This window comes from Aeromicrobium sp. CTD01-1L150 (assembly GCF_041951745.1).
Lineage (GTDB): Bacteria > Actinomycetota > Actinomycetes > Propionibacteriales > Nocardioidaceae > Aeromicrobium.
The window spans coordinates 3,756,334-3,780,719 of record NZ_CP169555.1 but is presented as its reverse complement, the minus strand read 5'-3'; the positions used below and the strand labels follow the sequence as shown (position 1 = coordinate 3,780,719).

At 70.4% G+C, this 24,386-nt stretch carries 27 protein-coding genes; 12 read left to right on the top strand and 15 right to left on the bottom strand.

Annotated elements, in window-relative coordinates:
• Positions 1-28: 28 nt before the first annotated feature.
• Positions 29-1,024, bottom strand: coding sequence for an ArsA-related P-loop ATPase (locus tag ACEVFP_RS18690; RefSeq protein ID WP_375001035.1), 996 nt, complete (start codon positions 1,022-1,024; stop codon positions 29-31).
• A gap of 93 nt (positions 1,025-1,117) precedes the next feature.
• Here ACEVFP_RS18690 and ACEVFP_RS18685 point away from each other — a divergent pair, with 93 nt between their 5' ends.
• The 4 genes from ACEVFP_RS18685 to ACEVFP_RS18670 all read left to right on the top strand — a co-directional run bounded on the left by ACEVFP_RS18685 (position 1,118) and on the right by ACEVFP_RS18670 (position 3,500).
• Positions 1,118-1,276 carry a DUF4177 domain-containing protein gene (locus tag ACEVFP_RS18685; RefSeq protein ID WP_375001034.1) on the top strand — a complete coding sequence of 53 codons (159 nt, stop codon included), beginning with the start codon at positions 1,118-1,120 and terminating at the stop codon, positions 1,274-1,276.
• A gap of 82 nt (positions 1,277-1,358) precedes the next feature.
• The gene (locus ACEVFP_RS18680; RefSeq protein ID WP_375001033.1) at positions 1,359-1,814 is read left to right on the top strand and encodes a RidA family protein; all 456 of its coding nucleotides are present in this window, start codon (positions 1,359-1,361) and stop codon (positions 1,812-1,814) included.
• Positions 1,814-2,629 carry an NUDIX hydrolase gene (locus tag ACEVFP_RS18675; RefSeq protein ID WP_375001032.1) on the top strand — a complete coding sequence of 272 codons (816 nt, stop codon included), beginning with the start codon at positions 1,814-1,816 and terminating at the stop codon, positions 2,627-2,629. Before ACEVFP_RS18680 ends, ACEVFP_RS18675 begins: the two co-directional genes overlap by 1 nt.
• Positions 2,630-2,735: 106 nt before the next feature.
• Complete coding sequence (locus ACEVFP_RS18670) at positions 2,736-3,500, top strand: MBL fold metallo-hydrolase (protein ID WP_375001031.1); 765 nt, start codon at positions 2,736-2,738, stop codon at positions 3,498-3,500.
• Between the two features lie 85 nt (positions 3,501-3,585).
• On the opposite strand, the gene ACEVFP_RS18665 is transcribed toward ACEVFP_RS18670, so the two are convergent.
• On the bottom strand, positions 3,586-4,263 hold the full coding sequence (locus ACEVFP_RS18665) for a Crp/Fnr family transcriptional regulator (RefSeq protein WP_375001030.1): 678 nt from the start codon (positions 4,261-4,263) through the stop codon (positions 3,586-3,588).
• 100 nt (positions 4,264-4,363) lie between these two features.
• Here ACEVFP_RS18665 and nth point away from each other — a divergent pair, with 100 nt between their 5' ends.
• From nth to ACEVFP_RS18640, 5 genes are read left to right on the top strand one after another with little or no spacing between them, the layout of a single operon-like run.
• Positions 4,364-5,107 carry an endonuclease III gene (gene nth, locus ACEVFP_RS18660; protein ID WP_375001029.1) on the top strand — a complete coding sequence of 248 codons (744 nt, stop codon included), beginning with the start codon at positions 4,364-4,366 and terminating at the stop codon, positions 5,105-5,107.
• Entirely contained in the window at positions 5,104-5,757 is a 654-nt protein-coding gene (locus tag ACEVFP_RS18655) for a TlpA family protein disulfide reductase (RefSeq protein ID WP_375001028.1), read from the top strand. The genes nth and ACEVFP_RS18655 overlap by 4 nt, the downstream gene beginning before the upstream one ends.
• On the top strand, positions 5,754-6,422 hold the full coding sequence (locus tag ACEVFP_RS18650) for an NUDIX hydrolase (RefSeq protein WP_375001027.1): 669 nt from the start codon (positions 5,754-5,756) through the stop codon (positions 6,420-6,422). Before ACEVFP_RS18655 ends, ACEVFP_RS18650 begins: the two co-directional genes overlap by 4 nt.
• On the top strand, positions 6,419-7,594 hold the full coding sequence (locus ACEVFP_RS18645; RefSeq protein WP_375001026.1) for a MarP family serine protease: 1,176 nt from the start codon (positions 6,419-6,421) through the stop codon (positions 7,592-7,594). Before ACEVFP_RS18650 ends, ACEVFP_RS18645 begins: the two co-directional genes overlap by 4 nt.
• On the top strand, positions 7,591-8,403 hold the full coding sequence (locus ACEVFP_RS18640) for a hypothetical protein (protein ID WP_375001025.1): 813 nt from the start codon (positions 7,591-7,593) through the stop codon (positions 8,401-8,403). The genes ACEVFP_RS18645 and ACEVFP_RS18640 overlap by 4 nt, the downstream gene beginning before the upstream one ends.
• An 11-nt stretch (positions 8,404-8,414) precedes the next feature.
• Here the strand turns inward: ACEVFP_RS18640 and ACEVFP_RS18635 are convergent, their stop codons facing one another.
• From ACEVFP_RS18635 to ACEVFP_RS18615, 5 genes are all read right to left on the bottom strand, one after another.
• Entirely contained in the window at positions 8,415-8,873 is a 459-nt protein-coding gene (locus ACEVFP_RS18635) for a phage holin family protein (protein WP_375001024.1), read from the bottom strand.
• A gap of 92 nt (positions 8,874-8,965) precedes the next feature.
• Positions 8,966-10,939, bottom strand: coding sequence for an acetate--CoA ligase (gene acs, locus ACEVFP_RS18630; RefSeq protein WP_375001023.1), 1,974 nt, complete (start codon positions 10,937-10,939; stop codon positions 8,966-8,968).
• A 434-nt stretch (positions 10,940-11,373) separates the two neighbouring features.
• Positions 11,374-12,858, bottom strand: coding sequence for a cation acetate symporter (locus ACEVFP_RS18625; protein ID WP_375001022.1), 1,485 nt, complete (start codon positions 12,856-12,858; stop codon positions 11,374-11,376).
• The gene (locus tag ACEVFP_RS18620; RefSeq protein ID WP_375001021.1) at positions 12,855-13,307 is read right to left on the bottom strand and encodes a hypothetical protein; all 453 of its coding nucleotides are present in this window, start codon (positions 13,305-13,307) and stop codon (positions 12,855-12,857) included. The genes ACEVFP_RS18625 and ACEVFP_RS18620 overlap by 4 nt, the downstream gene beginning before the upstream one ends.
• Positions 13,294-14,043, bottom strand: coding sequence for a LytR/AlgR family response regulator transcription factor (locus tag ACEVFP_RS18615; protein WP_375001020.1), 750 nt, complete (start codon positions 14,041-14,043; stop codon positions 13,294-13,296). Before ACEVFP_RS18615 ends, ACEVFP_RS18620 begins: the two co-directional genes overlap by 14 nt.
• 166 nt (positions 14,044-14,209) lie before the next feature.
• Here ACEVFP_RS18615 and ACEVFP_RS18610 point away from each other — a divergent pair, with 166 nt between their 5' ends.
• Positions 14,210-15,544: a DUF222 domain-containing protein gene (locus ACEVFP_RS18610; RefSeq protein ID WP_375001019.1), complete on the top strand. Its 1,335-nt coding sequence runs from the start codon at positions 14,210-14,212 to the stop codon at positions 15,542-15,544.
• Positions 15,545-15,590: 46 nt separating this feature from the next.
• Here ACEVFP_RS18610 and ACEVFP_RS18605 read toward each other — a convergent pair whose 3' ends face one another.
• The 4 genes from ACEVFP_RS18605 to ACEVFP_RS18590 form a co-directional block, all read right to left on the bottom strand.
• The gene (locus ACEVFP_RS18605; RefSeq protein ID WP_375001018.1) at positions 15,591-16,724 is read right to left on the bottom strand and encodes a sensor histidine kinase; all 1,134 of its coding nucleotides are present in this window, start codon (positions 16,722-16,724) and stop codon (positions 15,591-15,593) included.
• A gap of 191 nt (positions 16,725-16,915) precedes the next feature.
• The gene (locus ACEVFP_RS18600) at positions 16,916-17,527 is read right to left on the bottom strand and encodes an energy-coupling factor transporter transmembrane component T family protein (protein WP_375001017.1); all 612 of its coding nucleotides are present in this window, start codon (positions 17,525-17,527) and stop codon (positions 16,916-16,918) included.
• The gene (locus ACEVFP_RS18595) at positions 17,524-18,231 is read right to left on the bottom strand and encodes an energy-coupling factor ABC transporter ATP-binding protein (RefSeq protein ID WP_375001016.1); all 708 of its coding nucleotides are present in this window, start codon (positions 18,229-18,231) and stop codon (positions 17,524-17,526) included. The genes ACEVFP_RS18600 and ACEVFP_RS18595 overlap by 4 nt, the downstream gene beginning before the upstream one ends.
• 108 nt (positions 18,232-18,339) lie before the next feature.
• Positions 18,340-18,951 (bottom strand): biotin transporter BioY, encoded by a 612-nt coding sequence (locus tag ACEVFP_RS18590; protein ID WP_375001015.1) that lies wholly within the window; start codon positions 18,949-18,951, stop codon positions 18,340-18,342.
• 104 nt (positions 18,952-19,055) lie between these two features.
• Between ACEVFP_RS18590 and ACEVFP_RS18585 the strand changes: the two genes are divergently transcribed.
• Positions 19,056-19,544, top strand: a complete 489-nt coding sequence (locus ACEVFP_RS18585; protein ID WP_375001014.1) for a TetR family transcriptional regulator — start codon at positions 19,056-19,058, stop codon at positions 19,542-19,544.
• A 7-nt stretch (positions 19,545-19,551) separates the two neighbouring features.
• Here ACEVFP_RS18585 and ACEVFP_RS18580 read toward each other — a convergent pair whose 3' ends face one another.
• Entirely contained in the window at positions 19,552-20,442 is an 891-nt protein-coding gene (locus ACEVFP_RS18580) for an ABC transporter permease (RefSeq protein ID WP_375001013.1), read from the bottom strand.
• Positions 20,439-21,419, bottom strand: coding sequence for an ATP-binding cassette domain-containing protein (locus tag ACEVFP_RS18575; protein WP_375001012.1), 981 nt, complete (start codon positions 21,417-21,419; stop codon positions 20,439-20,441). Before ACEVFP_RS18575 ends, ACEVFP_RS18580 begins: the two co-directional genes overlap by 4 nt.
• Before the next feature lie 90 nt (positions 21,420-21,509).
• Here ACEVFP_RS18575 and ACEVFP_RS18570 point away from each other — a divergent pair, with 90 nt between their 5' ends.
• Positions 21,510-22,244, top strand: coding sequence for a TetR/AcrR family transcriptional regulator (locus ACEVFP_RS18570; RefSeq protein ID WP_375001011.1), 735 nt, complete (start codon positions 21,510-21,512; stop codon positions 22,242-22,244).
• 25 nt (positions 22,245-22,269) lie between these two features.
• On the opposite strand, the gene ACEVFP_RS18565 is transcribed toward ACEVFP_RS18570, so the two are convergent.
• Complete coding sequence (locus ACEVFP_RS18565) at positions 22,270-22,827, bottom strand: serine O-acetyltransferase (RefSeq protein ID WP_375001010.1); 558 nt, start codon at positions 22,825-22,827, stop codon at positions 22,270-22,272.
• 96 nt (positions 22,828-22,923) lie between these two features.
• Positions 22,924-24,381: a GuaB1 family IMP dehydrogenase-related protein gene (locus ACEVFP_RS18560; RefSeq protein ID WP_375001009.1), complete on the bottom strand. Its 1,458-nt coding sequence runs from the start codon at positions 24,379-24,381 to the stop codon at positions 22,924-22,926.
• Between the last annotated feature and the right edge of the window lie 5 nt (positions 24,382-24,386).

The following is a 24,386-nucleotide window of genomic DNA, read 5'->3' as shown; positions in this document are numbered from 1 at the left end:
CCCTCCGGGCTGGTGCTCGGGCGCCCGGTCACGAGTCGACCTCCGCCCCTGCCCGGTCCGGCGCCGCGGCCAGGAGGTCGTCGCGCAGGCCTCGGGCGAGCTCGAACAGCGCGCCGAGGTCGATGCCGTCAGGCAGGTACGGCAGCTCGACGACCGGGCGATCGGCACCGGTGATGACCTGACGCTGGGCCGCCTGGAGGTCCTGACGCTCCAGGTGCGCCCGCCCGCCGTCGATGAGCATCTGGGCTGCGGCGGGGTCGAGCGAGGCGGACGTCAGGGAGTCACGGACGTCGTCGAGCCCGAGTGCGTCGGACTCGAGCATCTCGCGCGTGGAGGCGCGGACCAGGGCCGGCCGCACCAGGTTGAGCACCACGTGACCGACGGGGAGGTCGGCGGCGCGCAGCTCGGCCATCCCGTCGAGCGTCTCCTGCACCGGCATCTCCTCCAGCACGGAGACGAGGTGCACCCGGGTGGTGTCGGCGCGCATCATGCTCATGATCGAGTCCGCCTGACGGCGGATCGGTCCGGTCTTGGCCAGTCCGGCGACCTCGGCGTTGACGTTGAGGAACCGGGTGATGCGCCCGGTGGGGGGTGCGTCCATGACGACGGCGTCGTAGGCCTCGTCGCCCGTGCGGCCGGCGGCCTCGTAGACCTTGCCGGTGAGGAGCACGTCGCGAACACCCGGGGCGATCGTGGTGGCGAAGTCGATGATGCCGAAGCGGTCGAGGGCGCGGCCGGCGCGGCCGAGCCGGTAGTACATCTGCAGGTACTCCAGCAGGGCGGCCTCGGGGTCGATGGCCAGTGCATACACCTCCCCGCCGTCCAGGCCGACGCTGACGCGACGTTCCTCATAGGGCAGGGGAGGGACGTCGAAGAGCTGCGCGATGCCCTGACGCCCCTCCACCTCGCACAGGAGCACTCGTCGGCCGCCCTCGGCAAGAGCGATCGCGAGGGCCGCCGCCACCGTCGTCTTGCCGGTGCCGCCCTTGCCGCTCACGATGTGCAGCGGTGGCCGTTCGGTCATTCTCCGACCCTAGCGACGTCCGGTCTCGGTCGCCCGCGATGCCTGGCGGCCGACCCCGGGGGTGAGGCTCGGGCGATGCCCTACAGTCGTGCCATGCAGCAATGGGAGTACCTGACCGCGCCGGTGCTGGTCCACAACACCAAGCAGATCCTCGACAACTTCGGTCGCGACGGGTGGGAGCTCGTCCAGATCGTTCCCGGGATGAACCCCGAGAACCTCGTCGCCTACTTCAAGCGGCCGGCCCAGTCATGAGCCGGCGCCGGCCCGGGGGCGTGAACCAGGATCCTGGGATCCGTCCATGCTCCGCCGTCGGTTCCGCTGAGGACGTGGCCGCATGACCGTCGAGGCGCGGCTGGCCGACCTGGGGCTCCAGGTGCCCGACGTCGCCGCGCCCGTGGCCGACTACGTCCCCGCCGTCCGATCGGGGCAGCACGTCTTCACCGCCGGGCAGCTCCCGCTGGCGGCCGGTGAGCTGCTGCTCACCGGGAAGGTCGGCGGCGAGGTCTCGGCCGAGGAGGCGCACGACTGCGCCAGACAGTGCGCCCTCAACGCCATCGCCGCCGTGCGAACGGTCGCCGACCTCGAGAGCGTGGTGCGCGTCGTCAAGGCCACCGTGTTCGTCGCGAGCACGCCGGACTTCACCGGTCAGCCGGCCGTGGCCAACGGTGCCAGCGAGCTGCTCGGGCAGGCGTTCGGTGACGCCGGCAAGCATGCGCGCAGCGCCGTGGGCGTCCCGGTCCTGCCGTTGGATGCACCCGTCGAGGTCGAGATCGTCTTCGAGGTCGACTGATGCGGATCCCGGTCCCTGCCGCGCTGGCTGAGCGCGCCGCCGCGGCGCAGGGAGCCGTGGCGCCGGCGCGTGATGCGGCCACGATCGCCCTGCTGCGTGCGGGACCGGAGGGCGTCGAGACCTACCTGCTGCGCCGGCAGTCCACCATGGAGTTCGCGCCCGGTCAGTACGTCTTCCCGGGCGGCAGCGTGCAGGAGAGCGACCGCGAGGACATCGGGTGGGTCGGCCCGCCGGAGTCGTGGTGGGCCGCACGGTTCTCCTGCGACGTCGAGGTCGCCCGGGCGCTCGTGGTCGCCGCGGTCCGTGAGACGTTCGAGGAGTCGGGCATCCTGCTCGCCGGACCCGACGAGCAGTCCATCGTCGCCGACACCGGTGAGGACTGGTCCCAGCAGGCCAGGCTGGACCTGGAGGGAGGCCGGACGAGCCTCGCCGAGCTGTTCGCCGCACGCCAGCTGGTGCTGCGGGCCGACCTGCTCGGCCCGTGGTCACACTGGATCACCCCGGCCTTCGAGCCCCGCCGCTACGACACGCGCTTCTTCGTGGCGGCCGCGCCACCGGGCCAGCGGGTCGGCTCCCTGCCGGGCGAGGCCGACCGTGCCGCCTGGGTCTCCCTGAAGCGCGTCACCGCAGCCGTCCGTGCCGGCGAGGCAGCCATGCTCCCGCCCACCTGGGTCACCTGCCGTGAGCTCGAGCCGGTCGCCGTCGACGGCCTGCTCGACGCCGCCGGCCGTCGTGAGATCGTGCCCATCGAGCCGTGCATCGTCGAGGTCGACGGTGAGCTGTTCCTGGAGAATCCCGTGGAGGACCTGTCATGAGCGAGCGCCAGCGAGCGACGATTCAGTACACCTCATGCGGTCACGTTCCTACGCTTGTCTCTTTCGAGGACGTGACCGCATTGAGCGAGCGTGAGCGAGCGAACCGATGACCGAGGCCATCAGTGAGCGCACGACGCTCGTGCGTGCGGACAACCCCGGCATCATGACGCTGGACGGCACCAACACGTGGATCCTGCGTGAACCGGGCGCCGAGCGCAGCATCGTCGTCGACCCCGGACCGGCCGACGATGAGCACCTGCGCCGCGTGCACGAGGCTGCTGGCCCGGTGGGGCTCGTGCTGTTCACGCATCGCCACCTCGACCACACGGAGGCGGTCGACGCCTTCGGTGAGCTCACCGGGGCACCGAGCCGCGCCACGGACCCTGAGTTCTGTCGTTCCGGCGAGCCGCTCGTCGACGGGGAGATGATCGACGTCGACGGTCTGCGGCTGGAGGTCGTCGCCACGCCAGGGCACACCAGCGACTCCACCTGCCTGCGGCTCGTCGACGAGCCGGTGCTGCTCAGCGGAGACACCATCCTGGGTCGGGGCACGACGGTCGTGGCCCACCCGGACGGCGTCCTCGGGCCCTACCTGGACACGCTGGCCCGGTTGCGTGAGCTCGTCGAGGAGGGTGTCGTGCGGCGGATCCTGCCCGGCCACGGGCCGGTCATCGAGCAGGCGCTGACCGTCGTCGATGCGTACATCGACCACCGGCACGAACGCCTGGACCAGGTGCGGGCCGCCCTGGCCGCCGGCGACACCACGGCACGTGAGGTCGTCGAGCGGGTCTATGCCGACGTTGATCCGGTGCTGTGGGATGCCGCCGAGCTGAGCGTCCGGGCCCAGCTGGACCACCTGCAGCAGTCCTGACGCACGGGCACGAGGCCGTCACCCGGCAATGGTGGGCCGGGCACCAGCAGCCGTCCCGGTCCTTGCGTGCGAAGGGACGCTGATGTCAGCGCGCGCGGCGCTGCAGACGCTCGAGGTCCTGGATGACCACGCTGCGCGGCTCCAGACGCATCCAGCCGCGCGAGGCGAAGTCCGCCAGGGCCTTGTTGACCGTCTCGCGGGAGGCGCCGACCAGCTGGGCCAGCTCCTCCTGGGTGAGATCGTGGTTGACGTGGACGCCGTCGTCGGCCTTGCGTCCGAAACGGGAGGCGAGGTCGAGCAGGGCCTTGGCCACCCGGCCCGGAACGTCGGAGAAGACCAGGTCCCCGACGACCTCGTTGGTGCGACGCAGACGGCCGGCGAGCTGGTTGAGCAGCGCCATCGCGACGTCCGGGTGGGCGCGCAGCACCGGGCTGAGCGCCTCGTGCCCCAGGCTCTTGATGTCCACGTCGGTGACTGCCGTGGCGGTGGCCGAACGTGGGCCGGGGTCGAAGAACGACAGCTCGCCGAACATCTGCCCCGGGCCGAGGATGGCCAGCAGGTTCTCGCGGCCGTCAGGTGAGGTGCGGCCGAGCTTGATCTTGCCGTCGATGACGACGTAGAGCTGGTTGCCGTCGTCGCCCTCGTTGAACAGGACCTCTCCACGCCGCAACGTCACAGGAGACATCGACGCGTCGAGCGCGCCAGCAGCATCGTCGTCGAGTCCGGAGAAGAGCGGCGCTCGGCGCAGCACGTCGTCAGTCACAGGCTTCCTTCTTCTTGTCAGGTCGCTCACAGTCTGTCCTACCGGGGACAAGATTTCCACACGCCGGGCCGTGGATCGAAGCGCCACGTACTCTGGCGGCGTGTCGAGTCCTGCCCCGAGTGTGCCGCCCCACGCTCCAGACGGGTCCCGCACCGCCCTGGTCCGACGGGCGCGAAAGATCAATCGCGTCCTCGCAGCCACCTACCCTGACGCAGGCTGCGAGCTGGACTTCACCGACCCCTTCGAGCTGCTCGTCGCCACCGTCCTGTCGGCCCAGACCACCGACCGCAGGGTCAACGCCGTCACCCCGACACTGTTCGAGCGCTGGCCCGACGCCCACGCCCTCGCAGGGGCGGAGCGGGCCGACGTCGAGGACGTCATCCGCTCCACCGGATTCTTCCGCGCCAAGACGGACAGCATCCTGGGGTTGTCGGCAGCCCTGGTGGAACGACACGGGGGACAGGTGCCCGGTCGGCTCGCAGACCTGGTCAAGCTGCCCGGTGTGGGTCGCAAGACGGCCAACGTCGTGCTGGGCAACGCCTTCGACGTCCCCGGCATCACGGTGGACACGCACTTCGCCCGTCTGGTCGCCCGGTTCCGGTGGATCGACGAGTCAGACCTGAAGGATCCGGTTCGTACCGAGCACGCCGTCGGCGCCCTGTTCGAACGTCGTGAGTGGACGATGCTCAGCCACCGCCTGATCTGGCACGGCCGTCGCCGCTGCCACGCGCGCCGGCCGGCGTGCGGCGCCTGCCCGGTGGCCCACTGGTGTCCCTCGTTCGGTGTGGGCCCGACCGACCCGGTCGTCGCCGAGGGTCTGGTCACGACGCAGGGTCGGGCGTGAAGGGCCTCCTGGGCACCCTCGCGGCGTTGCTGCTGCTCGCGGGGTGCGGGACGGAGCCGGGTGGTGCGCCGACGTTCGACACCGACGGCGGCGACGCCGACCTCGACGCCCTCGTGCAGCAGGCCGGTCAGATCGGGCTGCGGGAGTGCCCCGAACCGGCCCAGGGCGGGCCTGCCCCAGGAGGCGACCCTGGCGACGTGCCGCAAGACGAGGCTGCTGACGACGCGGGTGCCCCGCTGCCGGAGCTGCACCTGACCTGCCTGCACGACGGGGAGCCGGTCGATCTGTCGAGGATCGAGGGCCCCGCCGTCGTCAACCTGTGGGCCAGCTGGTGCAAGCCCTGTCGCGAGGAGCTTCCGCTGCTGGCGCGTCTGGACGAGGAGGCCGGCGAGGAGGTCTCCGTGATCGGGATCGACGTCGCCGACCGTGCCCCGGAGGCTGCGCTCGAGCTGGCCGAACGCAGCGGTGTCACCTACCCTCAGCTGTTCGACCCCGATCAGCTCACCAGAGCGCCGTTGCGCGTCGTCGGCCTCCCGCAGACCGTCTTCGTGGACGAGCAGGGGATCATGGTGGCCACGGAGCGCACGCCCTACCGTTCCTACGGCGACCTGACCGCCGCCCTCGACCGACACCTGGGAGTTCGACCATGACCCGCACGGAGCTGTCCGACGGGCTGACCGAGAGGCTGCCGCAGTGGCTGGTGCCGTTGGCGGAGCTGGCGTCGTCGGTCCGCGCCGAGCAGCTCGCCCCCCGCTTTCCCCATCCGCCCGACGACGCTCGCCCCGCCGCCGTCCTCATCTGCTTCGCCGACGGCAGCCAAGGACCCGAGGTCCTGCTCACCGAGCGGGCGCCGACGCTGCGCAACCATGCCGGTCAGATCTCCTTCCCTGGCGGCGCCAGTGACGTCGAGGACGACGACGCCGTGGCCACCGCGCTGCGCGAGACCGAGGAGGAGGTCGGGCTGGAGCGCGCGTCGGTCGACGTCTTCGGTGTGCTGCCGAGGCTCTGGCTCCCGCCCAGCAACTTCGGCGTCACCCCGGTGCTCGGGCACTGGTCGACGCCACGTCGGCTCAAGCCGCGCTCCCCCGATGAGGTCCGCACCGTCATCCAGCAGCCCCTGCGGCTGCTGACCGACCCGGCCCGACGGTTCACCGTCGTGCACCCGTCGGGCTGGCGGGGCCCCGCCTTCGACATCGGCACCGAGATGCCGCTGTGGGGATTCACCGCCGGTGTCCTGTCCCGGCTGCTGGACCGTGTCGGCTGGGCCGAACCCTGGGACGAGGATGTCGTCCGCGACCTGCCGGACCTGACGTGAACACCCTCGACGTCGTCCTGGTCGTCATCGTGGTGGCGTACGCCGTCTCCGGCTACGTCCAGGGGTTCGTGGTCAACCTCGTGGCCACCGTCGGACTGCTGGTCGGCGGAGGCTCGGCGATCTTCGCCGTCCCGATGCTGCTGGACTCCTCCGGCGCGGCGACCCTGCAGACGTCACTGCTGGCTCTCGGTCTCGTCATCGGTGCGGCGGCCATCGGTCAGGCGATCGGCACCTACATCGGCACCGACCTGCGAGGAGGGTTGCAGTCCACCACCGGCCGCACGGTCGACGCCGTCGGCGGCGGGGCCCTGAGCATCGTCACCGTGCTGGTCGCCACGTGGGCGCTTGGGTACTCGGTGAGTGGCGCCTCGATCCCGTACCTCTCCTCCTCCGCGAGGGAGTCCTCGATCCTCGGGCAGGTCGACGGGGTCATGCCCAACCGCGCGTCCGAGGCGCTGCGAGCGTTCAACAGGGTGCTCGATGCCAACCTGTTCCCGCGCTACATGGATCCCTTCTCCCCGGAGCAGATCCAGGCCATCGGCCCACCCGATGACGGGACCCTCGACGAGCCCGGCGTGCGCGAGGCCGCCGGGAGCGTCGTCAAGATCCTCGGTCAGGCCGAGTGTGGCAAGGGCATCGAGGGGTCCGGGTTCGTCTACGGTCCCGGCCGGGTCATGACCAATGCCCATGTCGTCGCCGGCGTCGACCAGCCGGAGGTCACGGTGGGCCAGCGGCGCGTCCCGGGCCGGGTGGTTGTCTTCGACCCCCAGCTCGACCTCGCCGTCATCGCCACCGAGGATCTGGGCGTCCCGGCGCTGGAGTTCGACGAGTCCGGCTCTCCCGGTCAGCCTGCGGCCGTGCTCGGCTACCCCGAGAACGGGCCCTTCGACGCCCGGTCGGCGCGTATCCGTGAACAGCTGACGTTGCGCAGCCCCGACATCTACGACCGCGGCGAGGTGCTCCGCGAGACGTTCTCCATCCGCGGCCTGGTGCGCTCGGGCAACTCCGGTGGGCCGCTCATCTCACCCGACGGCGACGTCCTCGGCGTCATCTTCGCCGCCTCCATCTCCGACAGCGCCACGGGCTACGCGGTGACCGCCGATGCTGCGGCGGAGAACGCCGCCGAGGGGTTGTCGACCAACCAGAGTGTCGACACCGGAGGATGCACATGATCCGGTCGGTGGCCTCCGGGCTGCTGTGGATCGTGGCCGTCGCGGCGATCACCGTCACGCTGCCGGTGGCGTGGGTGGCGCTGAACGTTGCCGACGAGGACGGGTTCGTCGAGCTCACCGCGCCCTTCGCCACCGACGACGAGCTGGGCGACGCCCTCTCCGCGGGGGTCGCGGACGCGGTCGTCGAGACCACCGGCCTGCCGGTCGGCCAACAGCTGCTCCGCGAGCTGGTGGACCGGGCCTTCACGAGGTTGGTGGATGATCCGCAGTTCCCCGAGGCGTGGCGTGAGAGCCAGCGAGCCTCCCACCGGGCGACGTTCGAGGACGGCGAGCAGGAACGTCTCGTCCTGGACATCGGCCCGATCGTCGACCTCGTCGGTGACGAGATCGCCGATGACCTGCCCGTGGCCCTTCCTTCGCCGGAGACGATCGTGGTGCCGGTGACGCGCGAGGTTCAGCCCCGGGCGATCGAGGCGGTGCGGGCAGCTCCGTCGCAGGCTGCGCTCGGCGGGGCCGTCGCCGTGCTCGCGAGCCTCGGGTCGGTGCTGCTGGCGCGACGCCGGAGCGTGGCGCTCGGGTTCTGGGGGCTCGGGGTGGTCGGTGCCGGAGGCGTGCTCATGCTGGCCGCCAACCGTGCCGTTCCCGACCTGCTCGCCACCAGAGCGGCGGACAGCGAGCTTGCCGCGACGATGCGCGACCTGCTCGCCGCTCGGGCCACGGCGGCCTTCGAGGAGTGGCTGCTGGTGACGGTGGTCGTGGGCGGGGTCGCGATGCTCGTCGGGTTCGGGTCCAGGATCGTGCGGCGCTGATCGCGACGGTGTCAGCTTGACGCGGGCGCGGAGCCGGCGCGGTGCGCGCCGGCCGAGGACGTCTGGCCCTTGAGCGCGGCCGGGATCTTCTTGGCCGCCTCGATCGACTGTTCCGGCTTCTTGACCTTCTTGATGAGCCGGACCCCCACCAGGACGAGCACGACGCCGAGCAGCACGTAGGCCCCGGCGACGATGAGGTAGCACCAGGCGAGGTGCAGGCCGGTCATGGACAGCAGGTGGGCGAACGCGATCGACAACAGGATGATGACCAGCAGGCCCAGGAAGCCGGCGACCGCGAACATCGCGGCCCCGATCCCGCCCACCTTGGCACTCGTGATCACCTCGCGCTTGGCGAGGTCGACCTGGTGCTGGACGATCAGGTTGAGGTCGCGCGTGATGTCCGCGACGATCCTGCCGATGGTCGGGTCGTCGTCCCTGCCGGTGGTCGGGTCGTCGTGCTGCTGACTCATGGTCGTGACTCTATCCGCTGAGCACGCCAGATTCGTGAGCCCGTGCACCCAGCGCGACGGACGTGGGTGCACGGGCTCACGAATCTGGCAGGTCAGTCCTCGTCGTTCTTGGCGTCGCCCAGACCGGCGGTGATGAGGTCCATGACCGATGAGTCGGCCAGCGTGGTCGCGTCGCCGACCTCGCGGTGCTCGGCGACGTCGCGCAGGAGGCGACGCATGATCTTGCCCGAGCGGGTCTTGGGGAGCTCGGGGACGACCATGATCTGGCGCGGTTTGGCGATCGGGCCGATCTGGCCGGCCACGTGCTGGCGCAGCTCCGCCACGACGTCCTCGCCCCCGTCTCCGGCCGCCTCGCGCAGGATGACGAAGGCGCAGACCGCCTGGCCGGTGGTCTCGTCGTCGGCGCCCACGACGGCGGCCTCGGCGACCTTGGGGTGGGAGACGAGCGCCGACTCGATCTCGGTGGTGGACAGTCGGTGGCCGGAGACGTTCATGACGTCGTCGACGCGGCCGAGCAGCCAGATGTCGCCGTCCTCGTCCTTCTTGGCGCCGTCACCGGCGAAGTAGTAGCCCTGCTCCTCGAACCGCTTCCAGTACGTCTCCTTGAAGCGTTCGTCGTCGCCCCAGATGGTGCGCAGCATCGACGGCCACGGCTCGGTGAGCACGAGATAGCCGCCCTCACCGTCACCGACCGGCGTGCCGGAGTCGTCGACGACGTCGGCCGCGATGCCGGGGAACGGGGTCATGGCCGAACCGGGCTTGGCCGACGTCACGCCGGGCAGCGGCGTGATCATGTGGGCGCCGGTCTCGGTCTGCCACCAGGTGTCGACGATGGGGGTCCGACCGGCGCCGATGGTGTCGCGGTACCAGATGTAGGCCTCGGGGTTGATGGACTCACCGACCGTGCCGAGGATGCGCAGGCTGGACAGGTCGTGCTCGGCCGGGATCTGCTCACCCCACTTCATGCACGTGCGGATGGCCGTCGGGGCGGTGTAGAAGAGCGTGACGCCCAAGGCGTCGACGATCTCCCACCAGCGGCCCTTGTGCGGCGTGTCGGGCGTCCCCTCGTAGAGCACCTGGGTGGCGCCCGCCGCAGTGGGGCCATAGGTGATGTAGGAGTGACCGGTGATCCAGCCGACGTCAGCGGTGCACCAGTAGACGTCGTCGCTCTTGTGGTCGAACGTTGCCCAGAAGGTGTACGCCGACTGCGCGAGATAGCCGGCGCTGGTGTGCAGGATGCCCTTGGGCTTGCCGGTGGTGCCCGAGGTGTACATGACGAACAGCGGGTGCTCGGCGTCGAACTGCTCCGGCGTGTGCTCCGGCGACGCGTTGTCGACGACGTCGTGCCACCAGACGTCGCGCCCCTGCGTGACCTGGACGTCCTGACCGGTGCGACGCACCACCAGGACGTGGTCCACGGGTGAGGCGTCGCCCAGCTTGGCGATGGCCTCATCGACGGCGGGCTTGAGCGAGGACGGCTTGCCGCGCCGGTAGCCGCCGTCGGCGGTGATGATCACCTTGGCGCCGCAGTCGTCGACACGGCTGGACAGGGCGTCGGAGGAGAACCCCCCGAACACCACGGTGTGCGGTGCTCCCAGGCGAGCGCACGCCAGCATCGCGACGACCGTCTCCGGGATCATCGGCATGTAGATCGCCACCCGGTCACCGGTCTGCACGCCGAGGTCGATGAGCGCGTTGGCGGCCTTGGACACCTCGTCCTTCAGGTCCGCGTAGGTCAGGTCGCGCGTGTCGCCAGGCTCGCCGACGAAGTGGATCGCGACCTTGTCTCCGTGACCGGCCTCGACGTGTCGGTCGACGCAGTTGTGGGCCACGTTGAGCCTGCCCCCGACGAACCACCGGGCGAAAGGAGGGTTGCTCCAGTCCAGGACCTGCTCGAAGTCGGTGCCCCAGTCCAGGCGCCGGGCCTGCTCGGCCCAGAAGGCCAGCCGGTCGTCGGCGGCCTGCACGTAGGTGGCGTCGGTGACGTTGGCATGGGCAGCGAGGTCGGCCGGCGGGTCGAAACGGCGCTCCTCGGTCGACAGGTTGCTGATTCCCTGTTCACTCATCGGGTCTCTCCTCGGTGGGGTACATCTGCATTGTGGCCCAGCGCACAGACTGCTTCACCCCGGGTTGCGGTCGCGTTGCCGTGGGTGGGGCCGTGAGCTCGTGCACGGATCGGCCCGGACCGCTGTCCGCGACTCGTGCGCGGCCCGCCCTGGGGGGCCGCAGGGCAGTGGGCCGAACCGTCGGGGCGGCGGTCCTTCCTGACTGTGTTCACAGGCCATCAGTCCATTCACAGGTCTTTCTCGACGACGTTAGGGCGAGCCCGGCGCGGGTGCCACCTCTGGATGGCACCGGGTCGTCCAGAGGAGGGTGGCCTGCGCCACACGGTGGCCGGGCAGCGACGAGCGGTGGCCGATGGTCGGTGAACGGTTGGGCGGTCTCTGGTGACTCGCGCGTCCGGGCGCCGGGGGAGCTGGCCGGCACCGCCGCAGGGCAACTAGGTCCGCTCGGGGGTGTGCAGTCGCGTGAAGACCTGGCCGACGTCGTCCGGCCGCGGCGCGGCGGTGAGCAGCGAGACCCCCACCATGAGGGAGAAGGCCAGGGGGACGCTCCACAGCGCCGGTTGGGCGACGAGCAGGCCGATCCAGCCGTCCGGGGCCAGGGAGATCGTGATGAGCGGCGTGATGCCGGCGGTGATGCCGCCTCCGACGAGGCCGGCGACGGCGCCGTGGCGGGTCAGGCGGGGCCACCAGATGCCCAGCACGAGCAGAGGGCAGAAGGTGGAGGCGGCGAGCGCGAAGGCGAACGTCACCGACATCGCGATCGACACGTTGCCGCCGTAGAGGGCGAGGGCCACCGGCGGGAACACGCAGGTCAGGGCGGCCACCCGCAGGGAGGCGATGCCCGAGAGCCTGCCGTCGAACCAGCGTCGGCGGTCGATGGCCTGTCCGACGACACCAGCGATCGCCATCGTCAGTCCGGACGACGTGGACAGGAAGGCCGCGAACGCTCCGGCCAGCAGCAGCGCGCCGAGCGCGTCCGCGCCCGTGCTGAGGATGCGCTCGGGCAGCTCCAGGACGACGGTCTCGGCATGACCGGACGCCGTGAGGTCGTGGGCGTAGATGCGGCCCAGGGCTCCGTAGGCCGTCGGCAGGAGGTAGAACAGGCCCAGCAGGCCGAGCACGATCAAGGTGGTGCGGCGCGCCGCGGCTCCGTCAGGATTGGTGTAGAAGCGCACCACGACGTGCGGCAGGCCCATCGTCCCCAGGCAGGTCGCGGTGAGGATGGCATAGGCGGTGTAGAGCCGCTCGGGGCCGAGGTCGACGGCCGGGATGCTCCAGCCCAGGCCATCGACCGGTGGGGGCGAGCCGTCCATGCGCCAGGCCAGGACGAGGAACACGAGTGGCACGAGCAGGGCGGTCAGCTTCAGCCAGTACTGGAAGGCCTGCACGAAGGTGATGGAGCGCATCCCGCCGGAGGCCACCAGGACGGCGACGACGGCTGCCACCACGACGATGCCCACCCAGGTCGGAGCACCGGTGACCGCCTGCAGCGTGACGCCGGCGCCGCGGAACTGTGGCATGAGGTAGAGCCAGCCGACGCCGACCACCAGCACGGTGCTGACCTGCCGGACCGCGGTGGACTGCAACCGCCATCCTGCGAAGTCGGGGATCGTGTACGCGCCGGAGCGGCGAAGGGGTGCGGCCACCAGCACCAGCAGCAGCAGGTAGCCGGTGGTCCATCCGATCGGGTACCAGAGCATGTCCGCGCCGCCGATCAGCACTAGGCCGGCGACACCGAGGAACGATGCGGCCGAGAGGTACTCGCCACCGATCGCCGAGGCGTTGAGCCACGGGCTGACGCTGCGGGAGGCGACGTAGAAGTCGCTCGTGGTGCGGCTCCATCGCATCGCGAGCGCGCCGATGAGCAGCGTCGCGAGCACGACGACGCAGATGGCCGCGAGCCCTGCCGTGGGGTTCATCGGGGTGGGGACGGCGGGTCGGTGGGCGAGTCCATGAGCGAGCCGAACGTGGACTCGTTGCGCTCGACCCGTGCCACGTTGGCGCGGCCGAGCCACCAGACCCACGGGTAGACGCCTGCGCCGAGGACGACCCACACCAGGGGGACGGGCCCGACGTGCCAGGACCGGACCGCGACGTCGGACCAGAACAGCACCGGCAGCACGCCGATGGTGACGATGGCGAGCGCCGACGTCACGATGGCTGCCCGGCGTTGGGCGCGCACCAGTGAGCGCACGTACACGGTGCCGACGGTGGTGGACTCCGCGATCTCCTGGCGAGCGCTGCGGCGTTGCGCGGCGGGAGCGTCGGCGAGCGGACTGGTGACGCGGACCCGCCCAGTATGCGGCTGATCAGTGTGCGGCTGATCAGTGTGGGGCTGGCCTGTGTGGGGCCGCTCAGGCGTCGTCATGGAGGAGCTCGCGCAGGTCGCGGTGGTGGCGGCGGGCGACGTCGACGTCGAGGGTGGCATCCCCGGCGGGCAGGACGAGCGTGGTGCGCCCTCCGGACTGGCGGACCGCGCGGATGTGGTGCCGGTTCACCACGTGGCTGCGGTGCACACGCACGAACCCGTGCGCGGCCCACTGCTCGGCGACGTGGGTCAGCCGCATCCGGACGAGGTGCGACTCACCGTCGACCGTGTGCAGCCGGACGTAGTCGCCCTCGGCCTCGACGTCGGTGACGGTGGAGCGCTGGATGAAGCGGGTGACGCCGGCGAGCTCGACGGCGATGCGTTCGTCACCGCCGTTCGGGTGTCGTTCGTTGTTCTCGACGACACGGCGCACGCTCTCGCGCAGTCGTTCCTCGCGCAGGGGCTTGAGGAGGTAGTCGACGGCGTTCATCTCGAACGCCTCGATGGCGTGGTTCTCATGGGCGGTGACGAAGACGATCTTGGGTGGCCGGGCGAAGCGGGTCAGCAGGCGGGCGATCTCCAGGCCACTGAGACCCGGCATGGCGATGTCGAGGAAGGCGAGGTCGATCTCGCCGCCGTCGAGCACGCGTAGCGCCTCTGTGCCCGAGGACGCCGTGCGCACGTGGGCGACGTGCTCGTCGCGCTCGAGCAGCCAGACCAGCTCATCGAGCACGGGCTGCTCGTCGTCGACGACCAGGACGCGCAGGGTCGCGGCCGAGGCGGGGGGCTCCTTCACGGATGTGAGTGTAGGGCGCGTTCGTCAGTCACTCACAGCGTTGGAGTGCGCCGCCTCCAAGAATGGCGTTGTCCACAGGTTCGAACGTGTCTCTGGTGGGTGTCGGCGGGGTCGTCTAGTATTGGAACACAACAGCGATTCAAGGATTCCTTGATCGAGAGGGGATGTGTTTCCGTTGGCGGCGCCGGTGCTGGAGGCCACTGCTTCTGTGGTGGACAAGCTCGCGCGGGTGCATGAGGTCCTGGGCTCGATCGAGACCTCTGAGTTCACAGGATTGAGTGGGTCGCAGCAGCGTGAAGCGGCGACCTCGCTGTCTCGCCTGGAGGCGAGGGTGACGGCCTACAAGCTGGCCGCGGTGGCGGCGGTCGAGTCCTCGGGTGAGGCGCGGCGGCAGGGGGCGACGTCGACGGCGTCGATGTTGTCGAACGACTTCGGTGGCGATCGTCGTGGTGCGTGTGGCACGGTCCGGCGGGCCAAGAAGATCGAGCAGACACCCCAGTCCCATGAAGCCATGGCCCAAGGCCGGTTGAGTGCCAAGCAGGCGCGGGTGATCGAGAAAGCCCTCGACCTGCTCCCGGAGACAACGACTGATGGTGTGCGGGAGGCGTGTGAGACGCAGCTGGTCGACGATGCCCCGCACATGGATCTGCGTCAGCTCCAACGCCAGGCCGACCGTGTGGTGGGTTCCTTCATCAGACCCGAGAGCGTCGATGAGGGTGAGAACGACATCGTCCAGGCACGCGAGCAGCGTGCCTGGAACACTGCGGAGTTCTGGATGGGCGCCCCGATCGATGGGACCGTCAAGGGCGGGTTCACGATCCCCGAAGCCCAAGCCGCCCACCTGCGCGTGGCACTGGAAGCCTTGTGTGCCCCGCAGATCGAGATCACTGGACCAGGTGAAGCCTCCCGCGCCACCAGTGGGGTGTTGCTGGACGAACGGCCGTCTTATGGCCGTCGTCAGGGCTGGGCCTTCACCCACCTGTGCGAGCTCCTGCCAGTCGACCGGTTGCCGGAGACCAACAATGTTGGTCCGATCATGACCATCAACATCGACCACCAGACCCTGCTCGACCAGCTCAAGGTCGCCGTCTTGTCCACCGGTGAGACCCTGTCCGCCGGTCAGGCGAGGCGGATGGCCTGTGAGCACCGGATCCTGCCCGCCGTCTACGGCGGAGACTCACTCCCCCTCGACCTCGGCAGGGACAAGCGGTTGTACTCGCTGCATCAACGCCGAGCCTTAGAACTCGCCCAGAAGGGTTGCGTCTTCCCTGGCTGTGATCGTCCGCCGGGCTGGTGCGTCGTCCACCACGGCGGCGAGTCCTGGGCCCACGGCGGCCGCACCGACCTCAAGGACGGAGTCCTGCTCTGCCCCCACCACCACCGGATCCTCCACACCGACGGCTGGGACATCCACTTCACCACCGACGGCATCCCCGAACTCGTCCCACCCGCATCCCTGGACCCCAGACGCAGACCCCGCCGACACCAACGATTCCCATGACCGCGGGAGAACTCTGCCCATCACGGCAGCAATGCCGGGAGTGCTGTCAGGCGCTGACGTCTGGCGCGAACTTGGGAACTCGCAGGGAGACCTTGGTGCCGAGGCCCGGGGCGGTCTCCACGACGACGCCGTGCTGGTCGCCGTAGGTGGCTCGCAGACGTTCGTCGACGTTGGCCAGACCGATCGATCCGCCGGCTCCTCGGCCGGCGAGGGCCTCGCGCACGATCTCAGGATCGCTGCCGACACCGTCGTCGTCGATCTCGATGACGCAGAACGCGCCGGCGTCACGGGCCACCAGGCGGATCTGCCCCGGTCCGTCCTTGGGCTCGATGCCGTGCCGGACCGCGTTCTCGACGAGGGGCTGCACCGCCAGGAACGGCAGTGTCACGTTGAGGACCTCGGGGGCGACGCTGGAGGTGACACGCAGCCGGTCGCCGAAGCGGGCCTTCTCCAGCACGAGGTAGCGCTCGATGGAGCGCAGCTCCTCGGCCAGCGTCGTGAACTCGCCGTGCCGGCGGAAGGAGTAGCGGGTGAAGTCGGCGAACTCCAGGAGCAGGGAGCGGGCGCGTTCGGGGTCGGTGCGCACGAAGGAGGCGATGGCGCCGAGCGAGTTGTAGATGAAGTGCGGCGAGATCTGCGCGCGCAGGGCCCGCAGCTCGGCCTCCATGAGGGCGGCGCGAGAGGCGCTGAGCTCGCCGAGCTCGATCTGGCCCGACATCCAACGCGCCACTTCCGTGGTGGCTCGCACGAGGCCGGCCGACGGGTGCTCGGTGTGGACCACGAGCGTGCCGACCACCCGTTCCTCCACGGCCAGTGGAGCCACCACCACGCGGTCTGAGGCCTGGGTGCGTCCTTCCGAGAGGACTCGGGACACGAGTGGGGCGGCGACCTCCGGATCGGTGCTGCCGGAGGAGGCCAGCTCCCCGGCCCCGTCGGTGACGCTCGTCGGCGCCTCGCCCAGCAGGGCACGGATGTGTGGCAGGGCCGCCTGGGCGCCCTCGGCATCGAGTCCGGCGCGTAGGGCGGGTGCCGCGCGGGAGGCGGTGTAGAGGGTTGCGTAGGTGGCCAGGTCGTCGGCGCTGCCGAGCGAGCTGTCACGCCGCCTCGCCGCCGAGTGCCAGGCCGCCACTGCGACGGCGACGACGAGGGCACCGGCGAGCCCGGCGGCGATGAGGTCCACGGCAGGACGGTACGCGACGACACGGCAGTGGGGCGATGTGTTGAGTGACGGCGAGGTCGCGTGGAGCGACGATCATGACGTTGTCAGTGGAGCCCCCCGTCCATCATCCTGCGTCCTCCCCGGGACGATGCTGGCCATCCTCGGACGGTCGGCTCCTGCGCCCTCGTCACCGATCCGCCGAGCCCTTGGGCTCAGTCCGCGATCCCCCGCGCGTCCAGGGCCTCCCCGGTCTCGCGGGCCTGGGCGACGACCCGGATGGCAAAGGGAATGAGCGCTGCGCGCGGACTGCGCTCGAGACCGCGCGCCTTGGCGGCGTCACGGGTCTCGCGTCCGAGGGTGAGGGTCTCGGGGACGGCGCGCAGCATGAGGGAGAACGCCAGGGCGACGCGCTCGGGGTCCACGCCGAGTCGGCGCAGTGGGCCCAGGGCGCGGGTGAGCGTCTCGAGCATCTCATCGAGTGGCGTCGTGGCCGTCAGCACGAGGGAGGCGAGCACGAGCGCGAAGAGGTCGGCCACCACCTCGACGGCCACGGGCCAGCCGCGTTGCCACGCCTGGTAGCCGCCGAGCATCAGGGCGACGACGGCGATGCCGCGCAGGCTGAGCAGCACGGTTCGCAGCCGCGCGGCCGACCACACGGTGAGCACGACGGCCAGTCCCAGGAAGGCCACGCCACTCCAGGGGCCACGGACGAGCACGACCATGAGGCTCAGGGCGACCAGCCCCAGGAACTTGGGGCCGGCGCCGAGCCGGTGCAGCCACGTCGTGCCCGGTCGGTACAGCCCGAGCAGGCTCGGGGTGCTCATGGCCGTCCTGCTCCGGACACCAGGCTGCGGTAGTGCGCCACGGCGTCGTCAGGCGCCCCGTCGAAGGTCACTGCGCCGTCGTGGACGACGAGGGCACGGTCGCAGCGGGCGGCGAGCTCGAGGTCGTGGGTGACCAGCACGAGCTGCTGGTCCAGTCCGAGCAGCAGGTCGCCGATGCGGCGGGTGTTGGCGAGGTCGAGCAGCGTCGTGGGCTCGTCGGCCACGACGACGTCGGGGTCCGTGGCCAGCACGCCGGCCACGGCGAGCAGCTGCTTCTGCCCACCGGACAACGTATGGACGCTCCGGTCGGCCAGCTCCGCCAGACCGAATCGCTCGAGCACGCCCAGGGCTGCATCGCGACGCGCCTGCTTGCCGCGATGCAGGTGTCGGACGGAGAGAGCGACGTCCTCGGCGACCGTCGGCATGACGAGCTGGGCTGCCGGGTTGGTGAAGACGAACCCGACGCGCCGGCGCACGTCGCGGCCGTTCTTCGTGACGTCGGTGCCGTCGACGAGTGCGCGGCCCGAGGTGGGTTCGACCAGGCCGTTGAACAGCCGGGCGAGCGTGGACTTTCCGGATCCGTTGGCGCCGATCACCGCGATGCGTCGTTCGGTGAGCGTCAGGGTGGTGGGGTGCAGCACGACGACGTCGCCGTCGGCCGTGGGGGCTGTGACGGCGACGTCGTCGAGCTGCAGGGTGCTCATGGGTGACCGGCCCCGGCGGGGGTGCCGGGCCTGGGGGTACCGCCCAAGCGCTTCGTGCAGGGACCCACCGGCACGGAGCGCAGCGAAGCGCTCGGGGGCGGGTGGCGGTCAAGCACGGCGCAGGAGGTCGGGGAAGGCACGGTGCACCGCGGTGGCGACGATGGCCATGAAGATGTTCTTGACGACGTCGCCGATCCAGAACACCTTGTCGGTGTTCCATGCCTCGGTCCAGCTGAGATCAGCGCGCAGCACCAGTCCGGCCATCCCGAGGGTGTGGATGAACAGGGCGCTGCTGACGATCCCGGCGAGGAAGACGAGCGGGACGCTGCGCGAGACGGTGCCGCGGGGGAGTCGCTCGACGAGGAACCCGCACAGCAGGGCCGCGAGCGCGAACCCGACGATGTATCCGCCCGTCGGACCGGTCAGGACGCCGAGTCCGGCCTTTCCGCCGGAGAACACCGGGAGTCCGGCGGCACCGACGACGACGTAGAGCAGCACGGCGAGGAACCCGCGCTTGGCGCCGAGCACGGCCCCGGCCAGCAGCACGCCGAACGTCTGCAGCGTGATCGGCACCAGTCCGGCGCCGACGTGGATGGCTGGGAGCAGGGCGCACACGGCGATGAGCGCGGCGAAGGCGGCGATCAGGGCGATGTCGGTGCTGGTGGAGCGGCGGCGAGGTGCAGTGGTGCTGGACCCGCTGGAGTCGGTGTTGGCCGTCATGGTCTTCCTTGGTCAGGTCACCTGAACGGCGTTCAGGTGAACGGTGTTCGGGTAGTGTGACACACGTCGTCAGCCTGGGGCGACATGACCGGACGGGGAGTGCCGTGGCCAACACGCTGGACGATGTCGTCTCCGGCGCCCTACGGGTGCTCGACGCCTACGGACTGGAGTTCTCCTCCATGCGTCGAGTCGCCGCCGAGCTGGGCGTGCAACCCAGCGCGCTGTACCACCACGTCGCCGACAAGCAGACGTTGCTCGGCCTCATGGCCGCGCGGATCGTGGCTGACGTCGAGGTCGACGACGACCTGCAGAAGGTGGCCCACCGCCTGCGCGAGGCGATGCTGTCGATCCGCGACGGTGCCGAGGTGGTGGCCACGGCCTCCGCGTTCCGCCTGGGCGTCTCCGACCTCGAGGCGTCGCTGGCCGCCCGGTCCACCCAGGACGTCGCGCGCACCCTGTTCATCTACGTGGTCGGGCACACCCAGGCCACCCAGCTGCACCGCCAGGCCGGTGCCGTCGGCATCGTCGATCCCGATCCGGACCTCGACGACTCCTTCGACCGCGGCCTGGCGATCATCCTGGACCGGGGATGACGGTTGGCTACTTGCTCAGGTTCTTGAACTGCTGCACGGCCAGGGGGACGAAGATGGCCATGACCACGACCGGCCAGACGACCGCTCCCAGCATGGCGTGCCCGTCGATCCAGTAGGAGGCTTCGCCGACGCCCGCCCCGGGCGTCCCGAAGAGCTCGCGGATGGCGTTGGCCGTCGAGGACACCGGGTTCCATGCCGCGATGGCGCCGAGCCAGCCGGGCATCATCTCCGGCGGAGCGAAGACCGAGGAGATGAACCCGAGCGGGAATGCGACGGCGAACAGCGAGCCGGCCACCTCGGTGTTCTTGATGAGCAGGCCGAGGTAGATGCCGATGAAGATCAGCGCGAGCCGCAGCCACAGCAGCAGTGTGAACGCCAGCAGCGTCTCGCCCAGGCTCCCGTTCGAGCGCCAGCCGATGATCAGGGCGAGCACGGCGATGGTGGTCAGGTCCACGGCTGCCTGGATGACGTCGGAGACCCCGCGGCCGGTGACCACGGCCGAGGAGGACATCGGCATGGACCGGAACCGGTCGACGAAGCCCTTCTCCTTGTTCAGGGTGACCGCGAACGCGGTGTTCATGAAGCCGAAGGCCATCGTCATCGCGAACATGCCAGGCATCGCGTAGTCGACATACCCCTCACCCGCGCCCTGCCCGGTGACGTCCATCGCAGAGCCGAAGACGTAGACGAACATCAGCACCATCACGACCGGCATGCCGAGCTGCCAGGCGAAGGTCGAGGGCTGGCGCAGCAGGTGTGTGAACTCCTGCACGACGATCGTCCAGCAGTCCTTGGCGGCCCACAGCGTGCGTGTGGCCAGGGAGTCGTCGGCGCCGGTGGACACTCCGTCGTTGAAGACCGGGCTGATGGGTGTGGGCTGGTGGTCGGTGCTGGTCATCGCAGGGCCTCCTGGGGGGTGTCGGCTCGGTGGGTCAGGTGGAGGAACGCCTCGTCGAGAGTGGGGCGACGCAGACCGATGTCGGCGACGTCGATTCCTTGGGCGCGGATCTCGGCAGCCACCGAGGTCAGGGCGCTCACGCCGTCGGGAACCGGGACGCTGAGACTGCCGTCGGCCTCCTCGGTGGCCACCTCGAGACCGAGGACGCGCTCGATGAGTTCGGCCACCCGGGGCAGTGCCTCGGGGTCGGCGACCACGACCTCGAGGCGCTCGTCGCCGATGCGTCGCTTGAGGCCCGCCGGAGAGTCCTCGACGAAGTTCTGCCCGTGATCGATCACGCTGATCCGGTCGCAGAGCTTGTCGGCCTCGTCCAGGTAGTGGGTGGTGAGCAGCACGGTGGCGCCCTGGTCGGCGAGGTCGCGCACCGCCTGCCAGACCTCGCGCCTGCCGGCCGGGTCCAGGCCGGTGGTCGGTTCGTCGAGGAAGAGCACCTGCGGGGCGAGGATCATGCTGGCGGCGATGTCGAGGCGGCGACGCATGCCCCCGGAGAACTTCTTCGGCGACCTCTGCGCTGCCTCGGTGAGGTTGAACAGCTCCAGGAGCTCATCGGCCCGCCGCTGGGCGGTCCCCTTGTCCAGGCGGAACAGCCGGCCGAACATCGTGAGGTTCTGCCGGGCGGTGAGCAGGTCGTCGACCGCGGTCTGCTGGCCGGTGAGTCCGATGCTCGCTCGAACCTGGCGAGCCTGGGAGCGGACGTCGAACCCGGCGACGGAGGCCTCGCCGCTGTCGAGTCGGGTCAGGGTGGTGAGGATGCGCACGGCCGTCGTCTTCCCGGCGCCGTTGGGGCCGAGCAGGCCGTGCACGGTGCCGCGGGGGACGGCGAGGTCGACGCCGTCGAGGGCGAGCTTCTCCTTGTACTGCTTGGTCATGCCGCTGGCTCGGATCGCGAGCCCGGAGGCGGGCGCAGGGCTGGTCACGGGGTTCTCCTCAGTTCTGGGTACAGCGCACGCAGAACACTAGCGTACGCTGTACCCAGAACACAACTGACGACGAGCTGTGGGGGACGCATGCCCGAGGAGAACCCGCTGTCCGCGAGTCTCAGGCTGCTCTGGGAGGGCCTGCCGAAGACCCGCAAGGGACCCAAGGCGACGCTGACGCTCGAGCAGATCGTCAGCACCGGCATCGAGCTCGCCGACGCCGAGGGCATCGATGCGCTGACCATGCGCAAGCTGGCAGCAGCCCTCGGGATGGGCACGATGTCTCTGTACCGCTACGTCCCCAGCAAGACCGAGCTGCTCAACCTCATGCTCGACCACGTCAGCGGGGCCCAGGTGGGCCGGCTGAGCCCCGGCAGCGGGTGGCGCGAGACGCTCGAGACCGCCGGCCGGCAGGGCCGTGCCCTCTACCTGGACCACCCGTGGCTCATGGGGGTCAACTGGTCCCGTCCCGTTCTCGGCCCCGGCAGCGTCGCCGGGATGGAGGAGACGATGGCCGGGCTCCGCGGACTGCCGTTCTCCGACCAGGAGAAGGTGGTCGTGATCTCCGCGCTGGACGCCTACGTCACGGGCCTGGTGCGTCAGGAGATCCTCTACACCTCGGCAGCCGCGGAGACCGGGATGAGCGACGAGGAGTTCTGGAGCGCGCAGCTCCCGACGCTCGTCGCGGCGATGGAGTCCGGGCAGTTCCCCGTCATGGCGAGCCTGGACGAAGACTGCTTCGACGCCTCCTGGGACCAGACGTTCGAGCTGGGACTGTCCTACATGCTCGACGGCATCGACCGGGAGGTCGAGCGCCGCGCCTGAGCGCGACGTGGGCTGGCTCGGTGGCTCAGGCGGAGTGACGCTCCTCGAGCGTCCGGATGACGCGCGCGGGCGATCCTGCGACGACCGCCCGTTCGGGGACGTCGCGCGTGACCAGGGACTGCGCCCCGACGGCAGCCTTGTCGCCGACGGTGACCGGTCCGAGGATGATCGAGTCCACCCCGAGCGTGACGTCGTCGCCGATGGCAGGCATCTGGAACTCATCGGCGACGTGACGGCCGAGGTCCCCGCTGACGGTCACCCCCTGGGCGATACGCGCCCGGGCGCCGATCGTGGCACCGGCGCCGATGGTGACCTTCTGGCTGTGCAGGATCGCGAGCTCCGGCCCGATGCGGGCGCTGGGGTGGATGTCAGTCCCGCCCCACACCACCGAGAGCCCACGCAGCAGGAACGCCAACGGTCGGGTCGGACCGCGACGGTAGAGAGCGGAGCTGAGCCGGTACAGGATCACGCAGTGGACGGCAGGGGAGAGCAGGAGCCGCCCGAAGACCTGGGCCCAGTACTCCCTGGGCGGGTAGCCGGGGTGCACGTTCGCACGGAGGTCACCGACGATGGTCTTCAGCACACTTGATCGCTCCCCGAGATGCGGTGGCCCGATGGCGATTGGTCACGGCCCGACCACCATAACCACGCCGTCGCAGCCTGTCTCGCAGGCCTCGGTTCACCAGGAGGAGTGCAGGGGGCGTCCCTCGTCGTAGCCGGCCGAGCTCTGCAGGCCGACGGTGGCCCGCTCGGCGAACTGCGACAGACTCGCCGCACCCGCGTAGGTGAAGCTGGAGCGGACGCCGGCGGTGATGGCGTCCAAGAGGTCCTCCACCCCGGGGCGCTCGGGATCGAGGAACATGCGTGAGGTGGAGATGCCCTCCTCGAACAGCGCCATGCGGGCCTTCTCGAACCCGGCGGCGTCCTTGGTGCGGTTGGCCACCGCTCGGGCGCTCGCCATGCCGAAGGATTCCTTGTACTCGCGGCCGTCCGCCCCCACCCGCAGGTCGCCCGGGCTCTCGTGCGTCCCGGCGAACCACGAGCCGATCATGACGCTGCCGGCCCCGGCCGCCAGGGCGAGTGCGACGTCGCGCGGGTACCGGACACCTCCGTCGGCCCACACGTACGCTCCCTGCTCGGCCGCGGCCGCAGCGCAGTCCAGGACGGCCGAGAACTGCGGACGGCCCACGCCGGTCATCATCCGCGTCGTGCACATGGCACCCGGCCCGACGCCCACCTTCACGATGTCGGCGCCGGCGGCGATGAGGTCCCGCGTGCCCTCGGCGGTGACGACGTTGCCGGCCGCGACGGGAACCCGGCGTCCGGTGCGCTCGGCGTGCGAGTCGCGTGCCGCGCGCACCACCGGGAGAGCGTCGATCATCTTGCCCTGGTGGCCGTGCGCCGTGTCGACGACGAGGACGTCGATCCCGACCTCCAGCAGGGCCTCGGCCTTGGCCCGGACATCACCGTTGATGCCCACCGCAGCGCCGATCACCAGCCGCCCCTGCGGGTCGACGGCGGGCTCGTAGATCGTGGAGCGCAGCGCGCCCTTGCGGGTCACCACTCCGGCGAGGACGTCGCCGTCGATGACGGGTGCCGCCGCGATGTGCGACGTGGCCAGCAGGTTGAAGTACTCCCGCGGGTCCAGCCCGGCCCGGACGGTGAAGAGGTCGTCGGCCATGACGTCGCGCACCTGGGTGAAACGGTCCACCTCGGCGCCGTCGCGCTCGGTGACGATCCCGAGTGGGCGGGAGTCCTGCACCACCACCGCGGCGCCGTGCGCACGCTTGGGGATGAGGCTGAGCGTCTCCCCGATCGTGGTGGACGGGGTGACCGTCACGGGGGTCTCATAGAGCGTGTGGGCGGCCTTGACCCGTGCCACCGTGTCGGCCACGACATCGATCGGGATGTCCTGCGGGATGATCGCGATGCCGCCGCGTCGCGCGATCGTCTCGGCCATCCGGCGTCCGGAGACCGCGGTCATGTTGGACACCACGAGCGGCAGCGTGGTGCCAGTGCCGTCGCTGGTGGACAGGTCCACGTCGAAGCGGGACGTGACGTCGGACCGGCCCGGCGCCATGAAGACGTCGTTGTACGTCAGGTCGTGCGCGGGCTCAAGATCGTTGAGGAACTTCACGCCTG

Bases quoted from the DNA above. Each gene is read 5' to 3' on its own strand.
- ACEVFP_RS18690 (WP_375001035.1), bottom strand. From the start codon at position 1,024: ATGACCGAACGGCCACCGCTGCACATCGTGAGCGGCAAGGGCGGCACC.
- ACEVFP_RS18685 (WP_375001034.1), top strand. From the start codon at position 1,118: ATGCAGCAATGGGAGTACCTGACCGCGCCGGTGCTGGTCCACAACACC.
- ACEVFP_RS18680 (WP_375001033.1), top strand. From the start codon at position 1,359: ATGACCGTCGAGGCGCGGCTGGCCGACCTGGGGCTCCAGGTGCCCGAC.
- ACEVFP_RS18675 (WP_375001032.1), top strand. From the start codon at position 1,814: ATGCGGATCCCGGTCCCTGCCGCGCTGGCTGAGCGCGCCGCCGCGGCG.
- ACEVFP_RS18670 (WP_375001031.1), top strand. From the start codon at position 2,736: ATGACCGAGGCCATCAGTGAGCGCACGACGCTCGTGCGTGCGGACAAC.
- ACEVFP_RS18650 (WP_375001027.1), top strand. From the start codon at position 5,754: ATGACCCGCACGGAGCTGTCCGACGGGCTGACCGAGAGGCTGCCGCAG.
- ACEVFP_RS18640 (WP_375001025.1), top strand. From the start codon at position 7,591: ATGATCCGGTCGGTGGCCTCCGGGCTGCTGTGGATCGTGGCCGTCGCG.
- ACEVFP_RS18635 (WP_375001024.1), bottom strand. From the start codon at position 8,873: ATGAGTCAGCAGCACGACGACCCGACCACCGGCAGGGACGACGACCCG.
- acs (WP_375001023.1), bottom strand. From the start codon at position 10,939: ATGAGTGAACAGGGAATCAGCAACCTGTCGACCGAGGAGCGCCGTTTC.
- ACEVFP_RS18625 (WP_375001022.1), bottom strand. From the start codon at position 12,858: ATGAACCCCACGGCAGGGCTCGCGGCCATCTGCGTCGTCGTGCTCGCG.
- ACEVFP_RS18620 (WP_375001021.1), bottom strand. From the start codon at position 13,307: ATGACGACGCCTGAGCGGCCCCACACAGGCCAGCCCCACACTGATCAG.
- ACEVFP_RS18600 (WP_375001017.1), bottom strand. From the start codon at position 17,527: ATGAGCACCCCGAGCCTGCTCGGGCTGTACCGACCGGGCACGACGTGG.
- ACEVFP_RS18595 (WP_375001016.1), bottom strand. From the start codon at position 18,231: ATGAGCACCCTGCAGCTCGACGACGTCGCCGTCACAGCCCCCACGGCC.
- ACEVFP_RS18590 (WP_375001015.1), bottom strand. From the start codon at position 18,951: ATGACGGCCAACACCGACTCCAGCGGGTCCAGCACCACTGCACCTCGC.
- ACEVFP_RS18580 (WP_375001013.1), bottom strand. From the start codon at position 20,442: ATGACCAGCACCGACCACCAGCCCACACCCATCAGCCCGGTCTTCAAC.
- ACEVFP_RS18570 (WP_375001011.1), top strand. From the start codon at position 21,510: ATGCCCGAGGAGAACCCGCTGTCCGCGAGTCTCAGGCTGCTCTGGGAG.